Origin of the sequence: Hungatella sp. SB206 (genome assembly GCF_051132295.1) — a bacterium.
Lineage (GTDB): Bacteria > Bacillota > Clostridia > Lachnospirales > Lachnospiraceae > Hungatella > Hungatella effluvii.
The window spans coordinates 5,557,754-5,578,677 of sequence record NZ_CP096603.1; the positions used below are offsets into that span (position 1 = coordinate 5,557,754).

The following is a 20,924-nucleotide window of genomic DNA, read 5'->3' on the forward strand; positions in this document are numbered from 1 at the left end:
AGGAATTCACATGAAAACAACCGTAGCCATCGTCGGCCTTGGAAGCCGGGGAAGAATCACCTATGCGCCATTTGCCTCGCTTCACCCGGACAAAATGGAGATTACCGCAGCCGCGGATATCGATCCCGGCGCTCTTCGGGAGACCGCCGAGACGTACCACATTCCGGAGGAGCGCTGCTTTGCCAGTGCTGAGCTGCTGCTGGCCCAGCCCAAGATGGCCGATGCCGTCTTTATCTGCACCCAGGACCGCGATCACGTCTCCCAGGCGCTTACCGCTCTGGAAAGAGGATACCACATTTTGATGGAAAAACCCATCTCCCCCGATCCCACTGAGTGCCGTCAGCTCCTGGAAGCGTCGAAAAAATACGACCGGAAAATTGTTGTCTGTCACGTGCTCCGCTATACGCCATTATTCTCGAAGATAAAGGAACTGATTGCTTCCGGCATCATCGGCGACGTCGTCACCATCCAGGCCATCGAGAACGTGGGCTACTGGCATCAGGCGCACAGCTTTGTCCGCGGAAACTGGAGAAACAGCGAGACGACCAGTCCCATGTGCCTTCAGAAGACGTGCCACGATTTCGACCTCTACTTATGGCTGGCGGACAAGACGCCGCTCCGCGTTACGTCCATGGGCAACACCTATTTATTCAAGGAATCCTGCGCTCCGGAAGGCGCTGCGCATCGCTGCCTCGACGGCTGCGCTGCCAAAAACTCCTGTCCCTTTGATGCGGAAAAAATCTACGTTACCAACGAAAAGACCGGAATCGCCTGCGGCCACACCGAATGGCCGGTGGACATTTTAGCCCTCCATCCGACGACAGACACGATCTACGAAGCCATAAAGACAGGCCCCTACGGCCGCTGTGTCTACCACTGTGACAACAATGTGGTGGACCATCAGGTGACCAACATCGAAAACACTGACGGGAGCACCATTAATTTCACCATGAGCGGCTTTACCAGCGACGGCGCTTCCCGATACTGCAAGATCATGGGCACCAAAGGCGATCTCACCGGCGACATGTACAAAAACACCATCGAGATCGGTCTCTTTGGAAAACCGCGTCAGATTATCGACATCTCCCGGCTGGCCGAGGATTTCAGCGGCCACGCCGGCGGCGACAACCGCATGCTGGAAGAATTCCTCGACATGCTTCAGACCGGAAAGGAACCGGAGGGGATCACCTCGCTGGAGCAGTCTATCAACAGCCACCTCGTCGCATTTGCGGCGGAGGAGTCAAGACTTTCCAAGGGGAAAGTGATTGAAATTTAGAAGAATAACCTCAGTATTTTACTGATCTCCAGAACTGTCAACAGAGAAAAATATTATTTCTCTATTGACAGTTCTTTTGTTCCCGCATATACTTTTATTATAAACTTATAAAAGTTTCCAACAAAAGTTTTAAGGAGGCATTCTTATGGATACATTAACCGCCAGACCACGGCTTTTAAAACAGGCGAATCTTTCACTGATCCGCAGAGTGATCAAAAACAGAGGCACTGCGACCAGGGCGGAAATCGCCGGTGAGACGCAGATCAGCTCTACGACGGTACGCTCTCTCCTGGCCGAGATGATGGAAAACGGGGAAATCGAAAGCATTGGACACGACGAATCCAGCGGTGGACGAAAGGCGGAACGGTACCGCTTCAAGCCGGATAAGTACTACGGCGCGGCGATCTGCATCTCGGGCAGTGAAATGCACGGACTGCTTGTAGGAATCTGTGGAGAGATTTTAGAGACTTGCCGACTGGAGTTTACGGGCGAGGACTACGAGCCGGCCATCACCGCGTACCTCGATAAACTCATGGCGCGAAAGGATATCAAGTCCATCGGAATCGGCGTTCCGGGCATCGTCGAAGACGGTTCGTTCTGGAAAGGGAGTGGCTGCAGCGACGAATTATGCCGCTATGACTTAGGAGACCGCCTCGCCGGGCGGTACCACATTCCCATTGTTATGGAGAATGACTTAAATGCCACAGCCATCGGCTTCGGCCGCTGCTATGCCAGGGAATTTCCCTGCGAGGCCCCGGATCTCACGAATATGGCGTATCTTCACCTGGAAAAAACGTGTGTCAGCGCCGGTTTCATCGTCGGCGGGCGGGTCGTCCGCGGCTTTCGCAATTTCGCCGGGGAGCTGGGACTGGTTCCCATGGAGGATGGCCGGATTCTCGACGAGTGGCTGATGGAAGCAGTGGATGACAAAGCTTACACCAATCTGATGATCCGTATCATCGGCTGGATCTGCGGCATTTTAAATCCCCAGTATGTCGTTCTGGGCGGCCCCGATCTGCGCAAAGACTGTATCGGTCCCATCAGCGACGGCTTCTCCGCTCTTCTTCCGAGACACATGTCCGCAGAGATTCTGTATTCGGCCGATCTCTGGCACGATTATCACGACGGCATGGCATACTTAACAGCCGGGAAAATCTTTGACGACGTTCAGTTTATAAAGGAGCAGCCATGACCCCCCGGCCCGGAGGTAAGGGCCTGCCGGACTCCCGGCCCCGTACCTGCTTTCTCGTCCAGGCCGGATTCGGCACAGCGTTCACGTATCTGACCAGCGGTGTTTTTTTAAGCGGCCTCGCGATTCTTATGGGAGCCGGTGACATTCTGGTCAGTTATTTAAGCGTCATCGTCAATATCTGCGGCGTGCTGATCCTCGTATTCCCGGCATTTCTGGAGCGATTTACCAGCCGCAAAAAATTGACGGTAGCACTCACGGTCCTCTCCCGCCTGGCAACACTTTTCCTTGTCACCATACCCGTTCTGTTTCCAGCCAGGATACAGCTTTACGTATTCGTTCCCACCGTCGTCGCTGCCTTCGCACTTCAGGCCCAGACGACAGTGGTGCTGAACCAGTGGATGCTGGGTTTCATCGATGAAAAAAGGAGCGGCCGGTACATTTCCCTAAGACAGACGCTGACACTCACGGTCACAGTGGTTCTGTCGCTGGCTGGAGGCCGTTTTATGGATCTCATGGGAGGGAAATACATCGGTTTCGCCATCCTGTTTGCCGCCGCAGCCCTGATGGGAATCTTTGAAGTGATTCTCCTGGCAGGAACACCCGACGGAGAACCGTACCAGTCCTCCAGCAGAGGCTGCCGCTTCCGTGACATCGCCGGACTGCCTCTCAAAAACCGATGCTTTACAGGCTTCGTGGCTTACATCTTTATCTTTTACCTGCTGCTTACCATTTCCGACAGCTATACCATGGTTTACATGATGAAATATCTGGCGCTTCCCTATCAGATCGTGACCGGACTATACATGATCATCTCTCTTCCGCAGATCGTTCTGCTCAGTTTTTGGGGAAGGTTAAGTGACCGTAGCGGCCATGAATTCACCTTAAAAATGTCCATCTGGTTCTTTGCAGGTGAGACTCTGTTCATGTCCTTCGCCACCGCTCAGAACTGGTACCTTTTCATTCCGGCCACGTTTCTCATATCCTCGGCTGCCAACGCCGGATTTGTGATCTCCGTATTTAATCGCAGATACGAACTGATGCCAGCAGATAACCGGATTGTCTACGATAATTTTTATACGGCCGCCATCGGTCTTGGCTCCATCCTCGGCCCGCTGACCGGAGGCGCAGTCAAAGGATTGATCGACGCCCGCACCGCTGCGGCCGGTTCTGCTGCGATTGGATCCGCAGTGGCCGGTTCCGCCGCATTTACCGGTATCCGGGTTCTCTATCTGATTTCAACCGCAGGAATTCTTCTCCTGCAGTTTACTTACTTTTATTTCCGCAGGCGGCAGAAAATTCGGGAATCACAGAAACATTAAACCGCCCTGGTTTTCATCCTTCACAGAGTCCCAGCCATACCAGATCATACATCCATCAAAGAAACAGAAGGGAGATCTTCAATGTCAAAGCTTGATTTACACATCCATTCAGCCGCCAGTGACGACGGAGAATACACACCACAGGAAATCGTTGCAATGTCCAGGGCACAGGGCATGGAGTTAATCGCCATAACGGATCACAACTCGGTACGCAGCGTCGCCGCGGCCCAGTCAGAAGCCCTTTCGGCCTGTGCCGCCTCCGGCCTTCGCGTCATCTCCGGAGTCGAGCTGGACTGCACCCATAAAGGCAGGAACTTCCACCTGCTTGGATACTGCTTCGACCATACGCGAAAGGAGTTCGCGCAGATTGAACAGGATATTCTGGAGCAGGAGAAAATGGCGGCCAGAGAGAAAATCCGATTATTTCAGAGCGCCACAGGAATCCCGGTCGATGAGGCTGAGGTCCTGGCAGCCTCCAGCGACGGCGTCGTTCCAGGCGAATTGATCGCGGATATTCTCCTCGCCAAAAAAGAGGCCCCGCAATATGAAATACTCCGCCCATATCTTCCGGGCGGAGCAAAAAGCGACATGCCAAATGTGCGGTTTTATTGGGATTTCTTCTCAGAAGGTAAGGCCGCCTATGTACCGGTCCACTACATCTCCCTTGCCGACGCCGTGTCTCTGATCCACGATGCCGGAGGAATCAGCGTCCTGGCCCACCCCGGTCAGAATCTCGACCGCGGCGAAACCGAGCTGCTGGAGAGTCTGCTCTTTCGCGAAATTGACGGAATCGAGGCATTTTCCTCCTATCACGATGAGGAGACAGCGGCCTATTACGTGGATGTTGCTGAGAAAAACCGTCTTCTTATCACCTGCGGCAGTGACTTTCACGGCAGACACAAGCCTGCAATCCGTCTCGGCGGCCACGGCGCCTTCTGGGATGACGGCCGGATTATGAGAGGTCTCGCAGCCCTTCCAGGAAGGACACCAGAACCGTAAAAACACCGTCTCCGTATTCGCAGACCAGACTGCCGCCGTACTTTTCCACCACGCGCTCCGCGCTCTTAAGTCCCAGCCCATGGCCGGTTCCCTCCCGTTTCGTCGTCACCAGGCGGTTGTCCTTGACGGAGGGCCTGCCGGTCATGGAGTTGGACAGTTCGATGAATATCATGTCTCCCGCCTTTCGCATTTTAACGGTAATCCAGCGATCTCCCTTCTCGACCCGGTCTGCTGCCTCCACGGCGTTGTCCAGAAGATTGGAAAACAGGCTGCACGTCTCCCGGTCTTCCATATCTCCCAGCGTTAGCGCATCCGCCTGAATGGTAAAGCGGATTTTTTTCTTTGCCGCGCTGTTTCTGGCATTGTTCAACAGCACATCCAGCACCGGATTGCCTGTCCACACCATCATCTCCAGCTGGCGCAGAGGCTCTCCCATTCGCTCCAGATACGTTTCCGCCTCTGTCATTTTCCCCTCTCCGATCATGGAAGAAAGCACAAGCAAATGATTTTTCATGTCATGTGACAGTTCTTCCTGCTCCTGCTGCTGCCGGACCATCAGATCGTACTCCCTGTCGATCATCTGCTCCTTCATTTCCAGGGCGAGCCGCTGCTTCTGCTCTCCCACGTATTTCGAGTAAAACAACAGAAGGAAATAGATGAGAAACAGCAAGATAATGCACATGCTCCACCCGAACAGCGCATGAAGGCTCGTCTCCTGAATCGTGAGCCAAGACAGAAATCCGACGCCGCACAGCCCCAGCCCCGAGGTCAGGAACATCATCCGGGGATTATAGGCCAGTTCCCGGCGAAATGCTTTCCTCGCCAGAAAATACGCTCCGGTCAGCAGCAGCTTGTCCGCAGCCTGATACACCAGACGCCACTGCGACAGCTGTGCGATGACCATCTGTGCGAACTGCTGGTTCTTCAAAAATACCCCCATCACCGATATACAGAAGAAATCAATAATATAGACACACAGAATATAGAAGCTCACCAGGGAGACGGCATAAAACACATCCACGTGGAAAATGAGAACCGTCGTCATACAGATATAAAAGACAAACCACAGGGTAACCAGAAATGGATACACATGGAGAGAATCCGCAAGCTGCAGCGTCAGAAGCAGAACACCTGACAACAGGAAAAAGCTGAGTTTTCCCTTTGCTTTCTCAGGGAAAAACAGCTGGATAAAAAAATAGCAGATCAATGCCTCCAAAAAATAGGCCGCAAGTTCACAAAGCTGAAATATGGTATTCATAGATGCCTCCGGAAGAAACCGGTAATGGTCTCTCTCACTTCTTTTACATGGCTCTGGCTCACCGGCAGCACAGTCCCATCGTCCATAACCACGGATGTGCCTTCCATTTTTCTGACATGGTAAAGGTTAATCATGTAGCCTCTCTCAATCGTCAGGAACTCCTCTCTGCCAAGCTCCTCTTTTACCTGTCCCAGCGCCTTTCGGACCGGCACCTCCTCCCCAGGCAGAACCAGACAAGAGTATTTCTGTTTTTTATAGATATAGAGAATGTCGCTCATCGCCACCTTCATGATCTGGCGCGGTGTTTCCACCACGTAACACTCCTTCACCTTCCAGGAAAGCAGCCGGATCCCATCCGAAACCGCCATAGATAAGCAGCTTTCCACCTCCGCCTTCGGTATATAGCGGAAGATGGAGAGCTCAAAGGACTTGACCGCGTACTTTGTATGGGAGGTTATAAAGGAGACAAGCGCCTGGGGCAGCGAATCCTTTATTAAATCCGCCAGCTCCATGCCGGAGAAACCAGGCATCTCGATATCGAGGAAAAGCATATCGAAATACCGCTTCTCCCCGATGTCATAGGCCAGCATGCCGCTGTCGGTATAGAGAACCGTCTCCGACGAAACGGAAAGCGCGCGGCACTCTGCTTCAATGAGCGTCTTCACCCGCTCTGCAAACGCAGGCTCATCATCACAAACTGCTATCCGAATCATAGTGTCACCTCACTCTCCCAATGCCTGTTTAATAATTTCTCCCCCGATCTCTTTCACCCGGTCTGAGTTCTGATAGTCATGATCTTCGTACAGGAATTCATGAAGCGCCGTCACATTGGATTCCAGCGTGTTGGGAATCAGACAGCTTCCCAGCTTTCCAAGCGTGGCCGCCTTGTATACGGTCGGAAAGCCTTCGGTTTTTACAATATGGTAATTTCCGGCGTTCTTTCCCAGTTCCAGAAAGTCGCCTGCGTCTATGCTGGTTGCAACCTGTGGCAGCACCGTCTCCAGAAGACGGTTGATCGTCGGAAGATCCGCCTGCTTCAGCTTCTCCAATACGGCCTCGATCACCTTCCGCTGTCTCTCCGTCCGGTTCATGTCGGTGTCCATCAGACGCAGCCGGCTGTAGGCGACGGCCTGGACTCCATCGAGATGAGTCGGCCCCGGGCCCGTTAAATGTACCGAAGGGATTCCCGTACTATCCACGGTTTCTGTGATAAAGGCATTGATATACGCATACTCCGCCTTTGTGATATCCATATCGATTCCCCCCAGCAGGTTGACCGCGTCGGCAGCCGCCTTCCAGGAAAAGGAAACGTAATCCCCGATTTTCAAATCCAGGTTTTCATTTAATGCCGTGACGGCCTGCTCCGGCCCGCCTTCCGAATAACTGGAGTTTATCTTCCGGCACTTTCCTTCCTTCACATTGCTCATCAGCAGCGTATCGCGGTAAACGGATACCAGCCGGATTTCTCCATTGGCGCGGTTAAGCGTGAGAAGCATCTGCGTGTCCGCGCTGGTTCCTTTTCCAATGTTGCCGTTGCGGCTGTCCACGCCGAAAATAGCCACTGTCCAGTAATCGTCCATCTGCTTCTCCGTCGCTTCATTCAGATAATCATTGCTGATCGCCTTGATGTCCGCATCCGGGATTTTCTGTGTGGATGTCGCCAGCTTCGTCACATAAAGCAGCGCGGAGCAGGCAAAAAATAACAACAGCGCCAGAATACATGCCGCCGCCTTCTTCCATACGGGTTTCTTCGTTCCTTCTTCTTTCTTTTCTCTGAGTTCATACATAAACTGTCATTCCTTTCCGGGTCATTTGATGGTTTTATTATAGTCTTTTCCGGCCCGGGCCGTATGATCTGACCGCGAATGACCATTTTTTTGCCGTAATTTATGCAGACAGCGAAAAACCTCAGGACCAGCCCGAGGTTTTCTATGTAATCGCGCAGACACCAGTGCAGCTGCTCACTTATTCCTTTACTGTCCCGTCTGTAAATACGATCTGTGTCACCTTATACTCTGATTTTAAGTCTTCATACGCTGTCGTATACAGCTTCATATGCTCGTTGATAAACTCATTGATTTCAAAGCTCAGATCATCGTTGACCACAGTCTCCCCCGCCGGTATGGTATGTCCGGTAAAATCACATCCGGCTGTTAAAATCTCTTTGCCGAACAGATCCATGATCTTTAATTTTCCCTCGATTCCCTGTATATCTTTGTCCGTATTGTTTGTAATCTCAAACTTCAAATTGCTGTAGCTGTTAAATATCCATTTGGAGGAGTCTTTCTCCACATCCTCTTTCCCAATCAGTCTGACGACGACATCTCCATCCTGGATTTCCGCTTCCTTAGCCATCTCATCGATCGTCGCCTGCAGCGCCGCGGCTTTCTTCCCGGCCTCTTCCTTCTGCTCCTTCGCCGATGCCAGTTCGGAAGAAAGGCTTTCCTTCTCGCCTTCGAGACTCTCCATTACCGCTGACAGGCTCTCCACCTGCGACTTCAGCTCCTGGTTCTGAGCCTCCAGTTCCCCCGTGCCGGAGCACCCGGAAAGCAGCCCCGCAGCCAGAAGACCAACGATTCCATATCTCAATACCAAACGCCTTGCCACTCTTCTCCTCATCCTCTTTATCCCCCGTTTTCCGGCATCGCTGCCTCATTTGTTATACTGCTTCTTCTAAACTATTATACTCGATTAAATGGTATTACACAACCGCCAACACAGTCCCCGGTATCCCGGTCCAATCGCTGAAAAGGTATGCCATGGGCCTTCATCCTTCGGTATTTCCATGGTTTCAGGCAGCTTTTCCGTTATTTTGCTTCCTGTAAGCAAATATATTTTCCACTATTTACCATACATTTAACTTGTTACGGTAACATTTTTCGAACTCTCTCTGATTTTATACCTGTTCCTGATCTTGAATATCATACGGATATGTTTCAAGTTTAAAACGGTATTAAAAGAAAACCTCAGATCAGCGCCTCTGAGGTTTTCACTTTTATTCAGAACCTAAATTTATTTAATATTCAACAATCAGAATCTCTCGTATTCTACTGTTAATCACGCACAATAAAACTTGTCGCACCCATTCTGGCAACAGGAAGGGGGGGCTTACATAATGGATATATTCACTTTTATTCTCTCTATCGCAGCAAGTATTGTTGCTTACTTTATTTGCAAATGGCCAGATAGGAGATAACAGCGACAATTAACCCAAATGAAAACCCCAGGACTTGCACTCCCGGGGTTTTCTCTTGATGCCTACATAAAAGATTTGCTCTCTTTTTGCTTAGTGAAAATATATCACATATTCAAAACAGTTTCAACTATTATTTGTTGTTTAACGCCGCCTGAGCCGCAGCCAGTCTTGCGATCGGCACACGGAATGGAGAACAGGATACGTAGTTTAAGCCTACCTTGTGGCAGAACTCGATGGAGGACGGATCGCCGCCATGCTCGCCGCAGATACCAAGCTTGATGTCAGGTCTTGTCTTTCTGCCCTTTTCAGCAGCCATAGCAACAAGCTGTCCAACACCGGTCTGGTCAAGTCTTGCGAATGGATCAGACTCGTAGATCTTAGCCTTGTAGTAAGAATCTAAGAACTTGCCAGCGTCATCACGGGAGAATCCGAATGTCATCTGTGTTAAGTCGTTTGTACCGAATGAGAAGAATTCTGCTTCTTCCGCAACAGCGTCTGCTGTTAATGCAGCTCTCGGGATCTCGATCATGGTACCGATGTGGTACTGGATGTCAGAGCCTTTTTCTGCCTTAACTGCTTCTGCAGTCTCAACTACGATATCTTTTACAAACTTTAATTCCTTCTTCTCGCCTACGAGCGGGATCATGATCTCAGGAATGATGTCGTATCCTTCTTCTGCCTTTACTTCGATTGCAGCTTCCATAACGGCTCTTGTCTGCATCTTGGCAATCTCAGGATAAGTAACTGCCAGACGGCAGCCTCTGTGGCCCATCATTGGGTTGAATTCATGTAAGCCATCGCATTTTTCTTTAATTGCTTCTACAGTAATTCCCATATCAGCAGCTAAAGCTTCGATGTCCTCTTCCTTTGTCGGAAGGAACTCATGTAACGGCGGATCTAAGTAACGAACTGTCATTGGTCTGCCTTCCAGAGCCTTGTACATCGCCTTGAAGTCACCCTTCTGGAACGGAATCAGTTCATTTAATGCTTCTTCTCTTGCTTCAACCGTATCGGAAAGGATCATCTTTCTGATCTTCGGGATTCTGTCTTCTTCGAAGAACATATGCTCGGTACGGCAGAGGCCGATACCTTCTGCGCCTAACTTCACTGCGTTTAATGTATCCGCAGGAGTATCCGCGTTTGTTCTTACATGGAGTGTTCTGAACTCATCAGCCCATCCCATGATTCTGCCGAAGTCACCGCTTACGGTAGCTTCTACTGTAGCGATATCGCCAAGGTAGATCTTACCTGTGGAACCGTCTAAGGAGATGTAATCGCCTTCTTTGATGGTATGTCCGCCAAGTTCGAAGTACTTAGCTGCTTCATCAATCTTGATCTCGCCGCAGCCGGATACACAAGCGGTACCCATACCACGTGCAACTACTGCTGCGTGAGAGGTCATGCCGCCGCGAACGGTTAAGATACCTTCTGCTGCGTGCATTCCTTCGATGTCCTCAGGAGAGGTCTCAAGACGAACGAGAATCACTCTCTCGCCTGCCTCATGATGAGCCTTTGCATCCTCAGCTGTGAAGTAAACCTTACCAGCTGCAGCACCAGGAGATGCCGGAAGAGCGGAACCGATTACTTCGCCTGCCTTTAATGCAGCGGTATCGAATGTCGGATGCAGTAACTGATCGAGGGATTTTGCTTCGATTCTTAAAACTGCTTCCTGTGGTGTAATCTTTCCTTCGTCTACTAAATCACAGGCAATCTTGATGGCTGCCGGAGCAGTTCTCTTGCCGTTACGTGTCTGTAAGAAGTATAATTTGCCTTCCTGGATCGTGAATTCCATATCCTGCATATCGCGGTAATGGTCTTCCAGCTTATGAGCGATTGCCATGAATTCTTTGTAGCATTCCGGTAAATCCTGCTCCAGCTTTGTGATCGGCTGTGGTGTACGGATACCTGCAACAACGTCCTCACCCTGAGCATTGATTAAATACTCGCCGTAGATGCCGTTCTCACCAGTAGATGGGTTACGTGTAAATGCAACGCCTGTACCGGAGGTATTGCCCATGTTACCGAATACCATGGCCTGTACGTTGACAGCGGTGCCCCAGTCGCCAGGAATATCGTTCATACGTCTGTAAACGATCGCACGAGGGTTGTCCCAGGAACGGAAAACAGCCTTAACAGCTTCCATTAACTGAACCTTCGGATCCTGCGGGAACTCTTCGCCCATTTTCTCTTTGTAAATGGATTTGTATTTTGCGATAACTTCCTTTAAATCATCGGCAGTTAAGTCTGTATCGTACTTAGCGCCCTTAGCTTCCTTTACTTCATCAAGGATGCCTTCGAAGAAAGTCTTGCTCATCTCCATAACAACGTCGGAGAACATCTGGATAAATCTTCTGTAAGAATCGTATGCAAATCTTGGGTTGCCTGTCTTCTTGGCAAAGCCTTCCACTGCAACGTCGTTAAGTCCCAGGTTTAAGATTGTATCCATCATACCAGGCATGGATGCTCTTGCACCGGAACGTACAGATACTAATAACGGATCTTCGGTATCACCGAATTTTTTACCCTGAATTTCCTCTAATGTCTTCAGAGCGTCAAAAATCTGTCCCTGAATCTCATCAGTAATCTTCTTGCCGCTGGTATAATAGTCTGTACAAGCTTCTGTCGTTACAGTAAAGCCCTGTGGAATCGGAAGACCTAAATTAGTCATCTCCGCTAAGTTAGCTCCCTTACCGCCTAACAGGTTCTTCATGTCGGCACTGCCTTCTTTGAACAAATAAACCCATTTTGTTGCCATAAGTATTTCCTCCTCAAATAAAGTTATCGGTTCGCTTTCGCGCCATAATAAAAAAACGCGCAAAAGACCTGTCAATATTATATCATAATTCAATTTCTAGTAAAGAGGTTTTCTTGATTTACCGGCAAAAATTCGCTCTTTTTTCAGTACAATTTTATGAAAGTGCTTTCAAATTCTGTCATTTTCTGATATGCGATTTTCGTTCGTATATACGATTTTCCATTATCTGACAGGTTCTGCTTATTATCAGATATCCCATTTCTTCCTCTTATATTATCTCACATTTTGTCCGTGACACGAAAACGCACCTTTTCAGGGCGGAAGTGTCCGGAGGCGCGGTGAAAGACCTGGCGGAAAAGCAGTTCCTTTATAATATACAGCGTTTTCGCAAGGTATTCCTTTTTCGGCGTTTCCCGGAAAAAGTCGTCCTCCATTCCTTCACGGCTGGAATTATCCAGAGTCCCCTCGTATAAGAAATACGGCTCCAGCAGTTCGGAAAACAGCTTTGGCGTATAACGGTAATAAGGCTGGTGGAGTTTGATTCCCGCCGCCTCCAGAACCTTCGCGACAAACTCGCCGCAGTGAAACGCCTTATAGAGCGAATGACCTCCGAAGACCGGGATCAGAAGCATATGGATTAAGTTGTACATGATCTCGGGATCATTTTTCACGTCTTCCATATATCGGATGGCGTTCCGGTATCCCTCCCTGGTGACCGGTACCCGGAAAATCTTCGTGTAAATGGGCACATCCTCCCCCAGCGTATAATAGATTCTCTTCTCCTCAATATATCCGGAGATGGGAGGCGTCTTGGCCCGAAGCCTGGAAAATGCATAAAAATGGGTGTACGTATCGTCCAGCGACACCGCCGCATGGGTGTACCGGTAGCCCGTCGCCCGCTGTGTCAGGCGGCCGAAGCCGGAGGGGAGGTAGAGCAGAAGTATATAAATGTATTCCATCGTAGTTCCTTTCTTGCCTTTTTCCCTATTCTACCATATAATTTGATCAGAGGACAGCGCAATTGAAAGGAGGAATGGTATGATTCTGCTGGTAAAACCGGAGGCCGCAGACAGCGGCTTCAGCCTGGATATGGCCCTTAAGACGGAGCCGCTGGAACTGGAGTATATAAAAGCCATGCTGAAGGAATATGATGTGGAAAGCATGATCTATGAAGCCTCCTTCGACAGGCGCAGTTTTGATGAGATTTTTAACGAATACACCCCCGTCGCGGTGGCCGTCACCGGCTATATCACGCAGGAAAAATTAATGCTCTCCTACGCCCGGCGTGCGAAGGCGCTTCTCCCCGGCTGCGTCACCATCATCGGCGGCTCCCATGCCCAGCTGAACCCGGAGCGTTTCTTCGATCCCGCCGTGTCCTACATATGCCGTTCCGACAATATTTATGCGATTGCGGAGGCACTGAGGGCGGAGGGGCTTATTCCGCCGGAAAATGGTTTTTGTCCGCCGGAGCTGTCTGTGATTGACGGACTTTGTTATCCGGAAAATGGGGGCTGGCACAAAAATCCCATGAAACCGTTTGATTTAAATAAACTCCCAATCCCCGACCGAAGCACCTTTTCCACCTATCAGGACCACTACCGCTACTTAGACGTCTCCCCTGTAGCCCTTTTAAAGACCTCATCTTCCTGTCCCTACCACTGTGCCTTCTGCTATGGCCGGGAGCTCAACTGCGGCACCTACTGCCAGCGGGACTTGGAAAAGATCATCGAGGAGCTGGAGACCATCCCCTGCAGCAATATCCAGATCACCGATGACGACTTCCTGTTCGATGTCCCAAGGCTGAAAGAATTTATGCGGCTGCTCCGGGAGCGGAATATCAGAAAGACCTTTATCTGCTACGGACGCTCGGATTTTATCGCCGTTCATGAGGACTTAATCCGGGAACTGGCGGAGGCCGGCTTCCGTTACATCATGGTCGGCCTGGAGGCGGTTTCCGACAGCTTTCTGGACTCCTATCAGAAGCATTCCTCCCAGTCTCTCAACATTAAGACCATCCGGATGCTTCAAAAATACAGCATTCATCTGGTGGGGCTCTTCATCATCGACAGCCGTTTCAAGAAAGAGGATTTCCGGAAAATGCGGCGTTTTATCCACGCACACCGGATCACCTATACGGGAGTCTCCATTTTCACGCCCATACCGGGCACGGCGCTGTTTAACGAATACCGGGACAGACTGACCACGGATAACTGTGAAAAATGGGACTTCATGCATCTGGTGGTCAAACCGGAATGCATGAGCCGCTTCCATTTTTATTTTGAATACTATCTTCTCGTTATGGATTTGTTCCGAATTGCGCAGAGAGCCGGGATATACAGCTTTCTGCGATTAGAAGACTATAAGAATATTTTTCTGAAGCTGCTCTTTACAGACAGCTTTAAGCCCTGGACACGCCGGTAGACGGCAGTTTTTTATTCTGGCCTGCCAGCAGAAACCGGCAGATGATCAGCGTTACAAATTCCGTCACAGGCATGACGGACCAGATTCCGGTAACGCCGAAAGCGACCGGCAGAAGGAACACGAGAATTCCATTTATCACCATCCCTCTCATCATACAGATGAACAGGGAGTATCCCGGCTTCATCACGGACTGGAAATAGGTGCCGTAAAGGATATTAAAGCCCATGGCGAAGAATGACAGGAAATAGATCCGCACGGCCGGGACCGACATGGCCAGGATCTCCGCCGTCGGCTTCACGAAGGCCGCGGTCACCAGGGCCGGCAGAAGAAGGCCGATTCCCGTAAACAGAATGCCCGATATGGTCACCGCCATCTCTCCCATATGGCGCGTCTCTTTTAATCTGGACTTTCTTCCCGCACCGTAATTGGTAGCGAGTATCGGCTGTACGGCCTGGGAGATGCCGTTGCTGATGGACGCCACGATCAGCGCGCTGTTGGAGATAATTCCGTATACGACCACACCCAAATCGCCCACGTAGACAAGGAGCTGGCGGTTGAATAAGAATGTCACTACGCCATTGCACATCTCCAGCAGGAAGCTGGCAAATCCGTTGACCACGACCTCCCACGCCTTCTTCCACTCGGGGCGGGCCACCACCTTCAGCGTGTTGTCCGGCGAGGAAAGATGGGTCAGCAGGATTCCAACCGTCAGGAGGGAACCGATCACCGAGGCGATCGCTGCCCCGGCCATCCCCATTTTCATTGGAAATATAAATATATAATCCAGTACCACATTGGTCACACCGCCGGACACAACCGCCGCCATGGATACCTTTGGCGCCCTGTCGTTCCTGACAAATGCCTGTAAAAAGGCCGAGAACAGGAAGACCGGAGCGCCTGTAACCAGAACGCGGCCGTACTCGTCGACATAATTTCCCATAGTATCATTTCTGCCCAGAAATTCCGTCACAGGCTTAAAAAGCAGGTGCCCGCCTGCAATGTAGAAGACCGCAAAGGCCACGGCCAGCCAGAGAGCCACCGTAAAATACTCCTTTGCCGCCTGCTCGTCCCGGCGTCCCTTCGAGATCGAGAGGAGGACGCCTCCTCCGACGCCGAAGAGCATGCCCGTTCCAAAGAACAGGCTGAATAAGGGAAGCAGCAGGTTCAAGGCCGCGATTCCCACAGGCCCCACGCCCCGGCCGATCATCAGCGTATCGGCCAAAATATAAATAGAAGTAACCAGCGTAGCACTGATGGACGGCATCAGATACTTGATAAACAGCTTTTGTACCGGTTCTTCCAAGAGATTTAGTTTCTGCACAATATTCCTCCTTCTGTTGAAATCCTTTATCAGTTTACCATTTTTTCTTTAAATAACAAGCTGCTTTATAATAATTCTGTAAAATTGCCCTACTTTACATTGTTTCTGATACCAAAATATGGTAAAGTAGAATTAGCTCTAATAACAATCTTTCAAACGATAGGAGGAATTACGTATTATGAAAAAGAGAGCATTAGCAGTAACACTGGCGGTCATGATGGCTGCATCCTTAAGTGCATGCGGTTCTTCGAATTCCGGTTCGGGCAGCACGACAGCCGCTCCCGCCGAGACCACAACTGCCGCAGAAGCCAAAGCGGCAGAGGCCGAGACTACAGCCGGTACCGCAGTGAAATCGGAAACTTCCGATGGTTATGAACTGGCTCTTGTTACCGACCTCGGTACTATCGACGACAAATCCTTCAACCAGGGCGCATGGGAAGGCATGAAGAAATACGCGGAAGAGAATGGTATTTCCTACAAGTACTACCAGCCTCAGGAAGGAACGACGGACTCTTATTTAGAGACCATCGGTCTGGCAATTGAAGGCGGTGCAAAACTGGTCGTATGCCCTGGATTCTTATTTGAAGAGCCTGTTTATCTGGCACAGGACCAGTACAAGGACGTACATTTCATTCTTCTGGATGGCGAGCCTCACAGCGGCGACTACTCGGAATACAGAACCGAGGCCAATGTAATGCCGATTCTGTTCCAGGAAGATGAGCCTGGTTTCCTCGCAGGGTATGCGGCAGTAAAAGACGGCTATACCAAGCTGGGATTCTTAGGCGGTATGGCAGTTCCGGCCGTAATCCGTTACGGCTACGGCTTTGCAGAAGGCGCTGACTACGCGGCCAAGGAGATGGGCGTGGACGGCATCGAGATTATGTACAACTACACAGGCGCATTTGCCGCGACACCGGAAGCGCAGTCCATGGCTGCATCCTGGTATCAGAACGGTACGGAAGTCATCTTCGGATGCGGCGGCGCAGTTGGAAACTCCGTTATGGCGGCGGCAGAAGAAAAGAGCGCCAAGGTAATCGGCGTGGACGTTGACCAGAGTTACGAATCCGACACCGTGGTCACCTCCGCTATGAAACAGCTTTCCGTATCTGTTTACGACGGCGTAAGAGATTTCTATGCAGGCAGTTTCCCGGGCGGCAAGACCAGTATCTTCTCCGCGAAGAATGACGGCATCGGCCTTCCGATGGAGACCTCCAAGTTTACGACATTCACACAGGCAGATTACGACGCTGTCTATGCTCAGTTAAAGGATGGCAAGATTACTCTCGTACAGCCGTCTGAAGACAACAACGATCCCACCAAGGATTTAAAGCTTGAAAAGACAACTATCAACTTCGTAGAATAATCGAATCTACATAAGAAAGGAGATGTCGTTTGATTCCCCAGTCACAACTGAAGACGGGTATCTTACGGCATCTCCTTTTTTGCACTGCAAGGGGGTTCTCATGGATGATTATATTATCGAGATGCTGAATATTACGAAGGAATTTCCCGGCATCATCGCTAACGACAACGTCACTCTGCAGCTGAAAAAGGGTGAGATTCACGCCCTTCTCGGCGAAAACGGCGCAGGGAAATCGACGCTCATGAGCGTGCTGTTCGGCCTCTATCAGCCGGAAGCTGGCGTCATTAAAGTCAGAGGAAAAGAAGAAAAGATTACCGGGCCGCTGGATGCCAACGCGCTGGGCATCGGCATGGTACATCAGCATTTCAAACTGGTACATAATTTTACGGTTCTCCAGAATATCGTCCTCGGCATGGAGACCACAAAACACGGCTTTTTAAAAATGGACGACGCACGGAAAAAAATCATGGATTTGAGTGAGAAATACCAGCTCACCATCGATCCCGACGCGCTCATCTCCGACATCACGGTCGGCATGCAGCAGAGAGTCGAGATTCTGAAGATGCTTTACCGCGACAATGAGATCATGATCTTCGATGAGCCCACGGCCGTCTTAACGCCTCAGGAAATCGACGAACTGATGCAGATCATGAGGGATCTGGTGAAGGAGGGGAAATCCATCCTCTTTATCACGCATAAGCTTAACGAAATCAAGGCGGTCGCCGACCGGTGTACGGTCCTGCGCCGTGGAAAATATATCGGAACCGTAGAGGTAAAGGACACCACGCCGGAGGAAATGTCCGAGATGATGGTAGGCCGCAAGGTGAATCTGACCGTGGAAAAAGGCCCCGCCACCCCCAGGGACGTGGTGCTGGAGGTAAAGAATCTGTCCGTCAAGGCCACCAAAGAGGGCCACACGAAGAATCTCGTAAGCAATGTCACCTTCCAGGTCCGGAAGGGTGAGATCGTCTGTGTCGCCGGTATCGACGGAAACGGCCAGACAGAGCTGATCCACGCCATCACCGGCCTGGCCGGGATGAGTGAGGGAACCGTACTGTTAAACGGTGAGGATGTGACGAAAAAGAGCATCCGCTATAAAAACACCCACGGTCTCTCCCATATTCCGGAGGACCGCCACAAACACGGACTGGTGCTGGACTATAATCTTGGCTACAATCTGGTGCTCCAGCAGTACTTTGAGAAGGACTTCCAGAAGTATTCCTTCTTAAAGAATGACAGCATCTACGACTATTCGGATAAGCTGATTGAAGATTACGACATCCGAAGCAGTGAGGGGGCTTACACCAGCGCCAGAAGCATGTCCGGCGGCAACCAGCAGAAGGCGATCGTGGCCCGGGAAGTTTCCAGAGATCACGACATCCTGCTGGCAGTACAGCCTACGAGAGGTCTCGACGTGGGCGCCATTGAATATATCCACAGGGAGTTAATCAAGCAGCGTGACGCGGGAGCCGCGATACTGCTGGTATCGCTGGAGCTGGACGAGGTCATGAACTTAAGCGACCGGATTCTCGTCATGTTCGAGGGCTCCATTGTGGCTGATTTAGATCCCAAGAAAGTTACGGTACAGGAATTAGGTCTTTACATGGCCGGTTCGAAGAAAGAAGGTGGCAAATCATGAAACAGAAACAACCACGGGATTTACTTTCCGCCGAGCGTAAGAGAGCGGGACTTTCCTATGATGGCATCCTGTCTTCCGTCTTTGCCATCGTGCTGGGACTGATCGTCGGCCTGATCATCCTGTTTCTCTGTAATCCGGCCCAGGCTCTGCCCGGGTTTGCAACCATCCTGACGGGTGCATTTACTCACGGGGCAAAGGGCATCGGACAGGTATTCTACTATGCAACACCCATCATATTAACCGGTCTCTCTGTTGGTTTCGCCTTTAAGACGGGACTCTTCAACATCGGGACACCGGGACAGTTCATCATGGGCGGCTTCGGAGCCGTCTACGTAGGGATCCTGTGGACCTCCCTGGGGCCGGCGCACTGGTTTGTGGCGCTGCTGGCCAGCGTCGTCATGGGCGCCATATGGGGCCTCGTTCCCGGCCTCTTAAAGGCATACTATAACGTCAATGAGGTTATCGCTTCCATCATGATGAATTACATCGGCATGTATCTCGTCAACTGGATCGTAAAGAGCAGCAAGCCCCTGTTTAACAATCTGAGAAATGAATCGAGAAACGTGGCGGCTACTGCAAATATCCCGAAGATGGGACTGGATAAGATTTTCCCCGGCTCCAGCGTCAACGGAGGCATCATCATTGCCATTATCGTCGTTATCCTGATTTATCTGCTGTTAAACAAGACCACCTTCGGTTATGAGCTGAAGGCGGTTGGCTTCAACCGCGATGCCAGCAAGTACGCCGGAATCAATGAAAAGAAAAGCATCATCATGTCCATGATGATTGCAGGCGCCATCGCCGGACTGGCCGGCGGCCTCCTCTATCTGGCCGGAACCGGAAAGCACATCGAGATCAAGGATGTTCTGGCTTCCGAAGGCTTTACCGGTATCTCCGTAGCCCTGCTGGGCTTAAGCAATCCGATCGGGGTACTGTTCTCCGGCATCTTTATAGCTTACTTAACGGCGGGCGGATTTTATCTGCAGCTGTTTGAATTTTCAACAGAAATCATCGATATCATTGTCGCGGTTATCATCTACTTCAGCGCCTTTGCCCTCATGGTAAAGATGCTGATCGGAAAGGTGCAGAAGGCGCGCCATGAAAAAGAAGAGGCACAGACGAAAGGGGGAGGAGACGCATGAGTGTTATTTATTTTATCTTTCAGCAGACCATGTATTTCATGATTCCTCTTATGATCGTGGCTCTGGGCGCCATGTTCTCGGAACGGAGCGGTATTATCAATATCGCGCTGGAAGGAATCATGACCATGGGCGCATTTACAGGGATCCTGTTTATCCATTTCACGGGAGGCACCATGAGCGGCCAGATGCAGCTGATTCTGGCAGTCTTAATCTCCATGGCGACGGGCATGTTCTTCTCCCTGTTCCATGGATACGCCTCCATCAATATGAAGGCGAACCAGGTTATCAGCGGTACCGCCTTAAACATGTTCGCCCCCGCGTTTGCCATCTTCGTGGCCCGCGTCATTCAGGGCGTACAGCAGGTACAGTTTACCAATACCTTCCGGATCACCTCGGTTCCCATACTTGGCAGAATACCGTTTATCGGACCGCTGCTGTTCCAGAACGCCTACATTACCACCTACATTGGAATCGCAATCTTCGTGCTTTCCACCGTTGTACTCTACAAGACGCGGTTTGGACTGCGCCTGCGCTCCTGCGGCGAGCATCCCCAGGCGGCCGACGCGGCGGGCATCAACGTCTACCATATGCAGTACGCGGGCGTCCTGATCTCAGGAGCTCTCGGAGGCTTAGGCGGACTGGTATTCGTCGTTCCGACCTCCACCAACTTTAACGCCGATGTGGCCGGATACGGCTTCCTGGCTTTGGCCGTTCTGATTTTCGGCCAGTGGAAACCGGTGAAAATCATGCTGGCCTCCCTGTTCTTCGGACTGATGAAGGCAGTGGCCGCTGCCTACTCCGGAATCCCGTTCTTAAGCAGCCTCGGAATTCCCAGTTATTTTTACAAGATGGTGCCGTATATCATCACATTGATCGTGCTGGTATTCACATCGAAGAATTCCCAGGCTCCGAAGGCGGAAGGCGTGCCTTACGACAAGGGACAGAGATAAAGTCATACCGCCCCGCATCCTGCCCGCCATAAAAATATCCGGGAGTGTCGGACACAAAATACATGTGTTCGCCATTCCCGGTCATTTTTATGG

The 20,924-nt window shown here is 50.9% G+C and carries 16 protein-coding genes; 9 read left to right on the forward strand and 7 right to left on the reverse strand.

What is annotated here, in order from left to right; genetic code table 11:
• The first annotated feature begins 10 nt into the window (after positions 1–10).
• From M1L66_RS24630 to M1L66_RS24645, 4 genes are all read left to right on the forward strand, one after another.
• On the forward strand, positions 11–1,276 hold the full coding sequence (locus tag M1L66_RS24630) for a Gfo/Idh/MocA family oxidoreductase (protein WP_434688681.1): 1,266 nt from the start codon (positions 11–13) through the stop codon (positions 1,274–1,276).
• 145 nt (positions 1,277–1,421) lie between these two features.
• On the forward strand, positions 1,422–2,468 hold the full coding sequence (locus M1L66_RS24635) for an ROK family transcriptional regulator (protein ID WP_187024040.1): 1,047 nt from the start codon (positions 1,422–1,424) through the stop codon (positions 2,466–2,468).
• On the forward strand, positions 2,465–3,787 hold the full coding sequence (locus M1L66_RS24640; protein ID WP_434688682.1) for an MFS transporter: 1,323 nt from the start codon (positions 2,465–2,467) through the stop codon (positions 3,785–3,787). Before M1L66_RS24635 ends, M1L66_RS24640 begins: the two co-directional genes overlap by 4 nt.
• An 81-nt stretch (positions 3,788–3,868) precedes the next feature.
• Positions 3,869–4,786: a PHP domain-containing protein gene (locus tag M1L66_RS24645; protein ID WP_187024038.1), complete on the forward strand. Its 918-nt coding sequence runs from the start codon at positions 3,869–3,871 to the stop codon at positions 4,784–4,786.
• Here M1L66_RS24645 and M1L66_RS24650 read toward each other — a convergent pair.
• The 6 genes from M1L66_RS24650 to M1L66_RS24675 form a co-directional block, all read right to left on the reverse strand.
• Entirely contained in the window at positions 4,740–6,044 is a 1,305-nt protein-coding gene (locus M1L66_RS24650; protein ID WP_187024037.1) for a sensor histidine kinase, read from the reverse strand. The two genes, M1L66_RS24645 and M1L66_RS24650, sit on opposite strands and share 47 nt — an antisense overlap.
• Positions 6,041–6,757 (reverse strand): LytR/AlgR family response regulator transcription factor, encoded by a 717-nt coding sequence (locus M1L66_RS24655; protein WP_117631912.1) that lies wholly within the window; start codon positions 6,755–6,757, stop codon positions 6,041–6,043. The genes M1L66_RS24650 and M1L66_RS24655 overlap by 4 nt, the downstream gene beginning before the upstream one ends.
• Before the next feature lie 9 nt (positions 6,758–6,766).
• Positions 6,767–7,831, reverse strand: coding sequence for an LCP family protein (locus M1L66_RS24660; protein WP_434688683.1), 1,065 nt, complete (start codon positions 7,829–7,831; stop codon positions 6,767–6,769).
• Between the two features lie 178 nt (positions 7,832–8,009).
• The gene (locus tag M1L66_RS24665) at positions 8,010–8,663 is read right to left on the reverse strand and encodes a hypothetical protein (protein WP_243270468.1); all 654 of its coding nucleotides are present in this window, start codon (positions 8,661–8,663) and stop codon (positions 8,010–8,012) included.
• 707 nt (positions 8,664–9,370) lie between these two features.
• Positions 9,371–11,995, reverse strand: a complete 2,625-nt coding sequence (gene ppdK / locus M1L66_RS24670) for a pyruvate, phosphate dikinase (protein ID WP_187024034.1) — start codon at positions 11,993–11,995, stop codon at positions 9,371–9,373.
• Positions 11,996–12,273: 278 nt separating this feature from the next.
• Positions 12,274–12,954 (reverse strand): hypothetical protein, encoded by a 681-nt coding sequence (locus M1L66_RS24675; RefSeq protein WP_434688684.1) that lies wholly within the window; start codon positions 12,952–12,954, stop codon positions 12,274–12,276.
• A 79-nt stretch (positions 12,955–13,033) separates the two neighbouring features.
• On the opposite strand from M1L66_RS24675, the gene M1L66_RS24680 reads away from it, so the two are divergent.
• A complete protein-coding gene (locus M1L66_RS24680; RefSeq protein ID WP_434688685.1) occupies positions 13,034–14,416 on the forward strand; it encodes a B12-binding domain-containing radical SAM protein in 1,383 nt (460 codons plus the stop codon).
• Here M1L66_RS24680 and M1L66_RS24685 read toward each other — a convergent pair.
• Positions 14,394–15,737, reverse strand: a complete 1,344-nt coding sequence (locus M1L66_RS24685) for an MATE family efflux transporter (protein ID WP_187024031.1) — start codon at positions 15,735–15,737, stop codon at positions 14,394–14,396. The genes M1L66_RS24680 and M1L66_RS24685 overlap by 23 nt on opposite strands.
• A 178-nt stretch (positions 15,738–15,915) precedes the next feature.
• On the opposite strand from M1L66_RS24685, the gene M1L66_RS24690 reads away from it, so the two are divergent.
• From M1L66_RS24690 to M1L66_RS24705, 4 genes are all read left to right on the forward strand, one after another.
• Positions 15,916–17,100 (forward strand): BMP family lipoprotein, encoded by a 1,185-nt coding sequence (locus M1L66_RS24690; protein ID WP_434688686.1) that lies wholly within the window; start codon positions 15,916–15,918, stop codon positions 17,098–17,100.
• 100 nt (positions 17,101–17,200) lie between these two features.
• On the forward strand, positions 17,201–18,739 hold the full coding sequence (locus tag M1L66_RS24695; RefSeq protein WP_434688687.1) for an ABC transporter ATP-binding protein: 1,539 nt from the start codon (positions 17,201–17,203) through the stop codon (positions 18,737–18,739).
• Positions 18,736–19,881 (forward strand): ABC transporter permease, encoded by a 1,146-nt coding sequence (locus M1L66_RS24700; protein ID WP_243270466.1) that lies wholly within the window; start codon positions 18,736–18,738, stop codon positions 19,879–19,881. The genes M1L66_RS24695 and M1L66_RS24700 overlap by 4 nt, the downstream gene beginning before the upstream one ends.
• Positions 19,878–20,831 (forward strand): ABC transporter permease, encoded by a 954-nt coding sequence (locus M1L66_RS24705; protein WP_029466867.1) that lies wholly within the window; start codon positions 19,878–19,880, stop codon positions 20,829–20,831. Before M1L66_RS24700 ends, M1L66_RS24705 begins: the two co-directional genes overlap by 4 nt.
• Positions 20,832–20,924 lie beyond the last annotated feature (93 nt).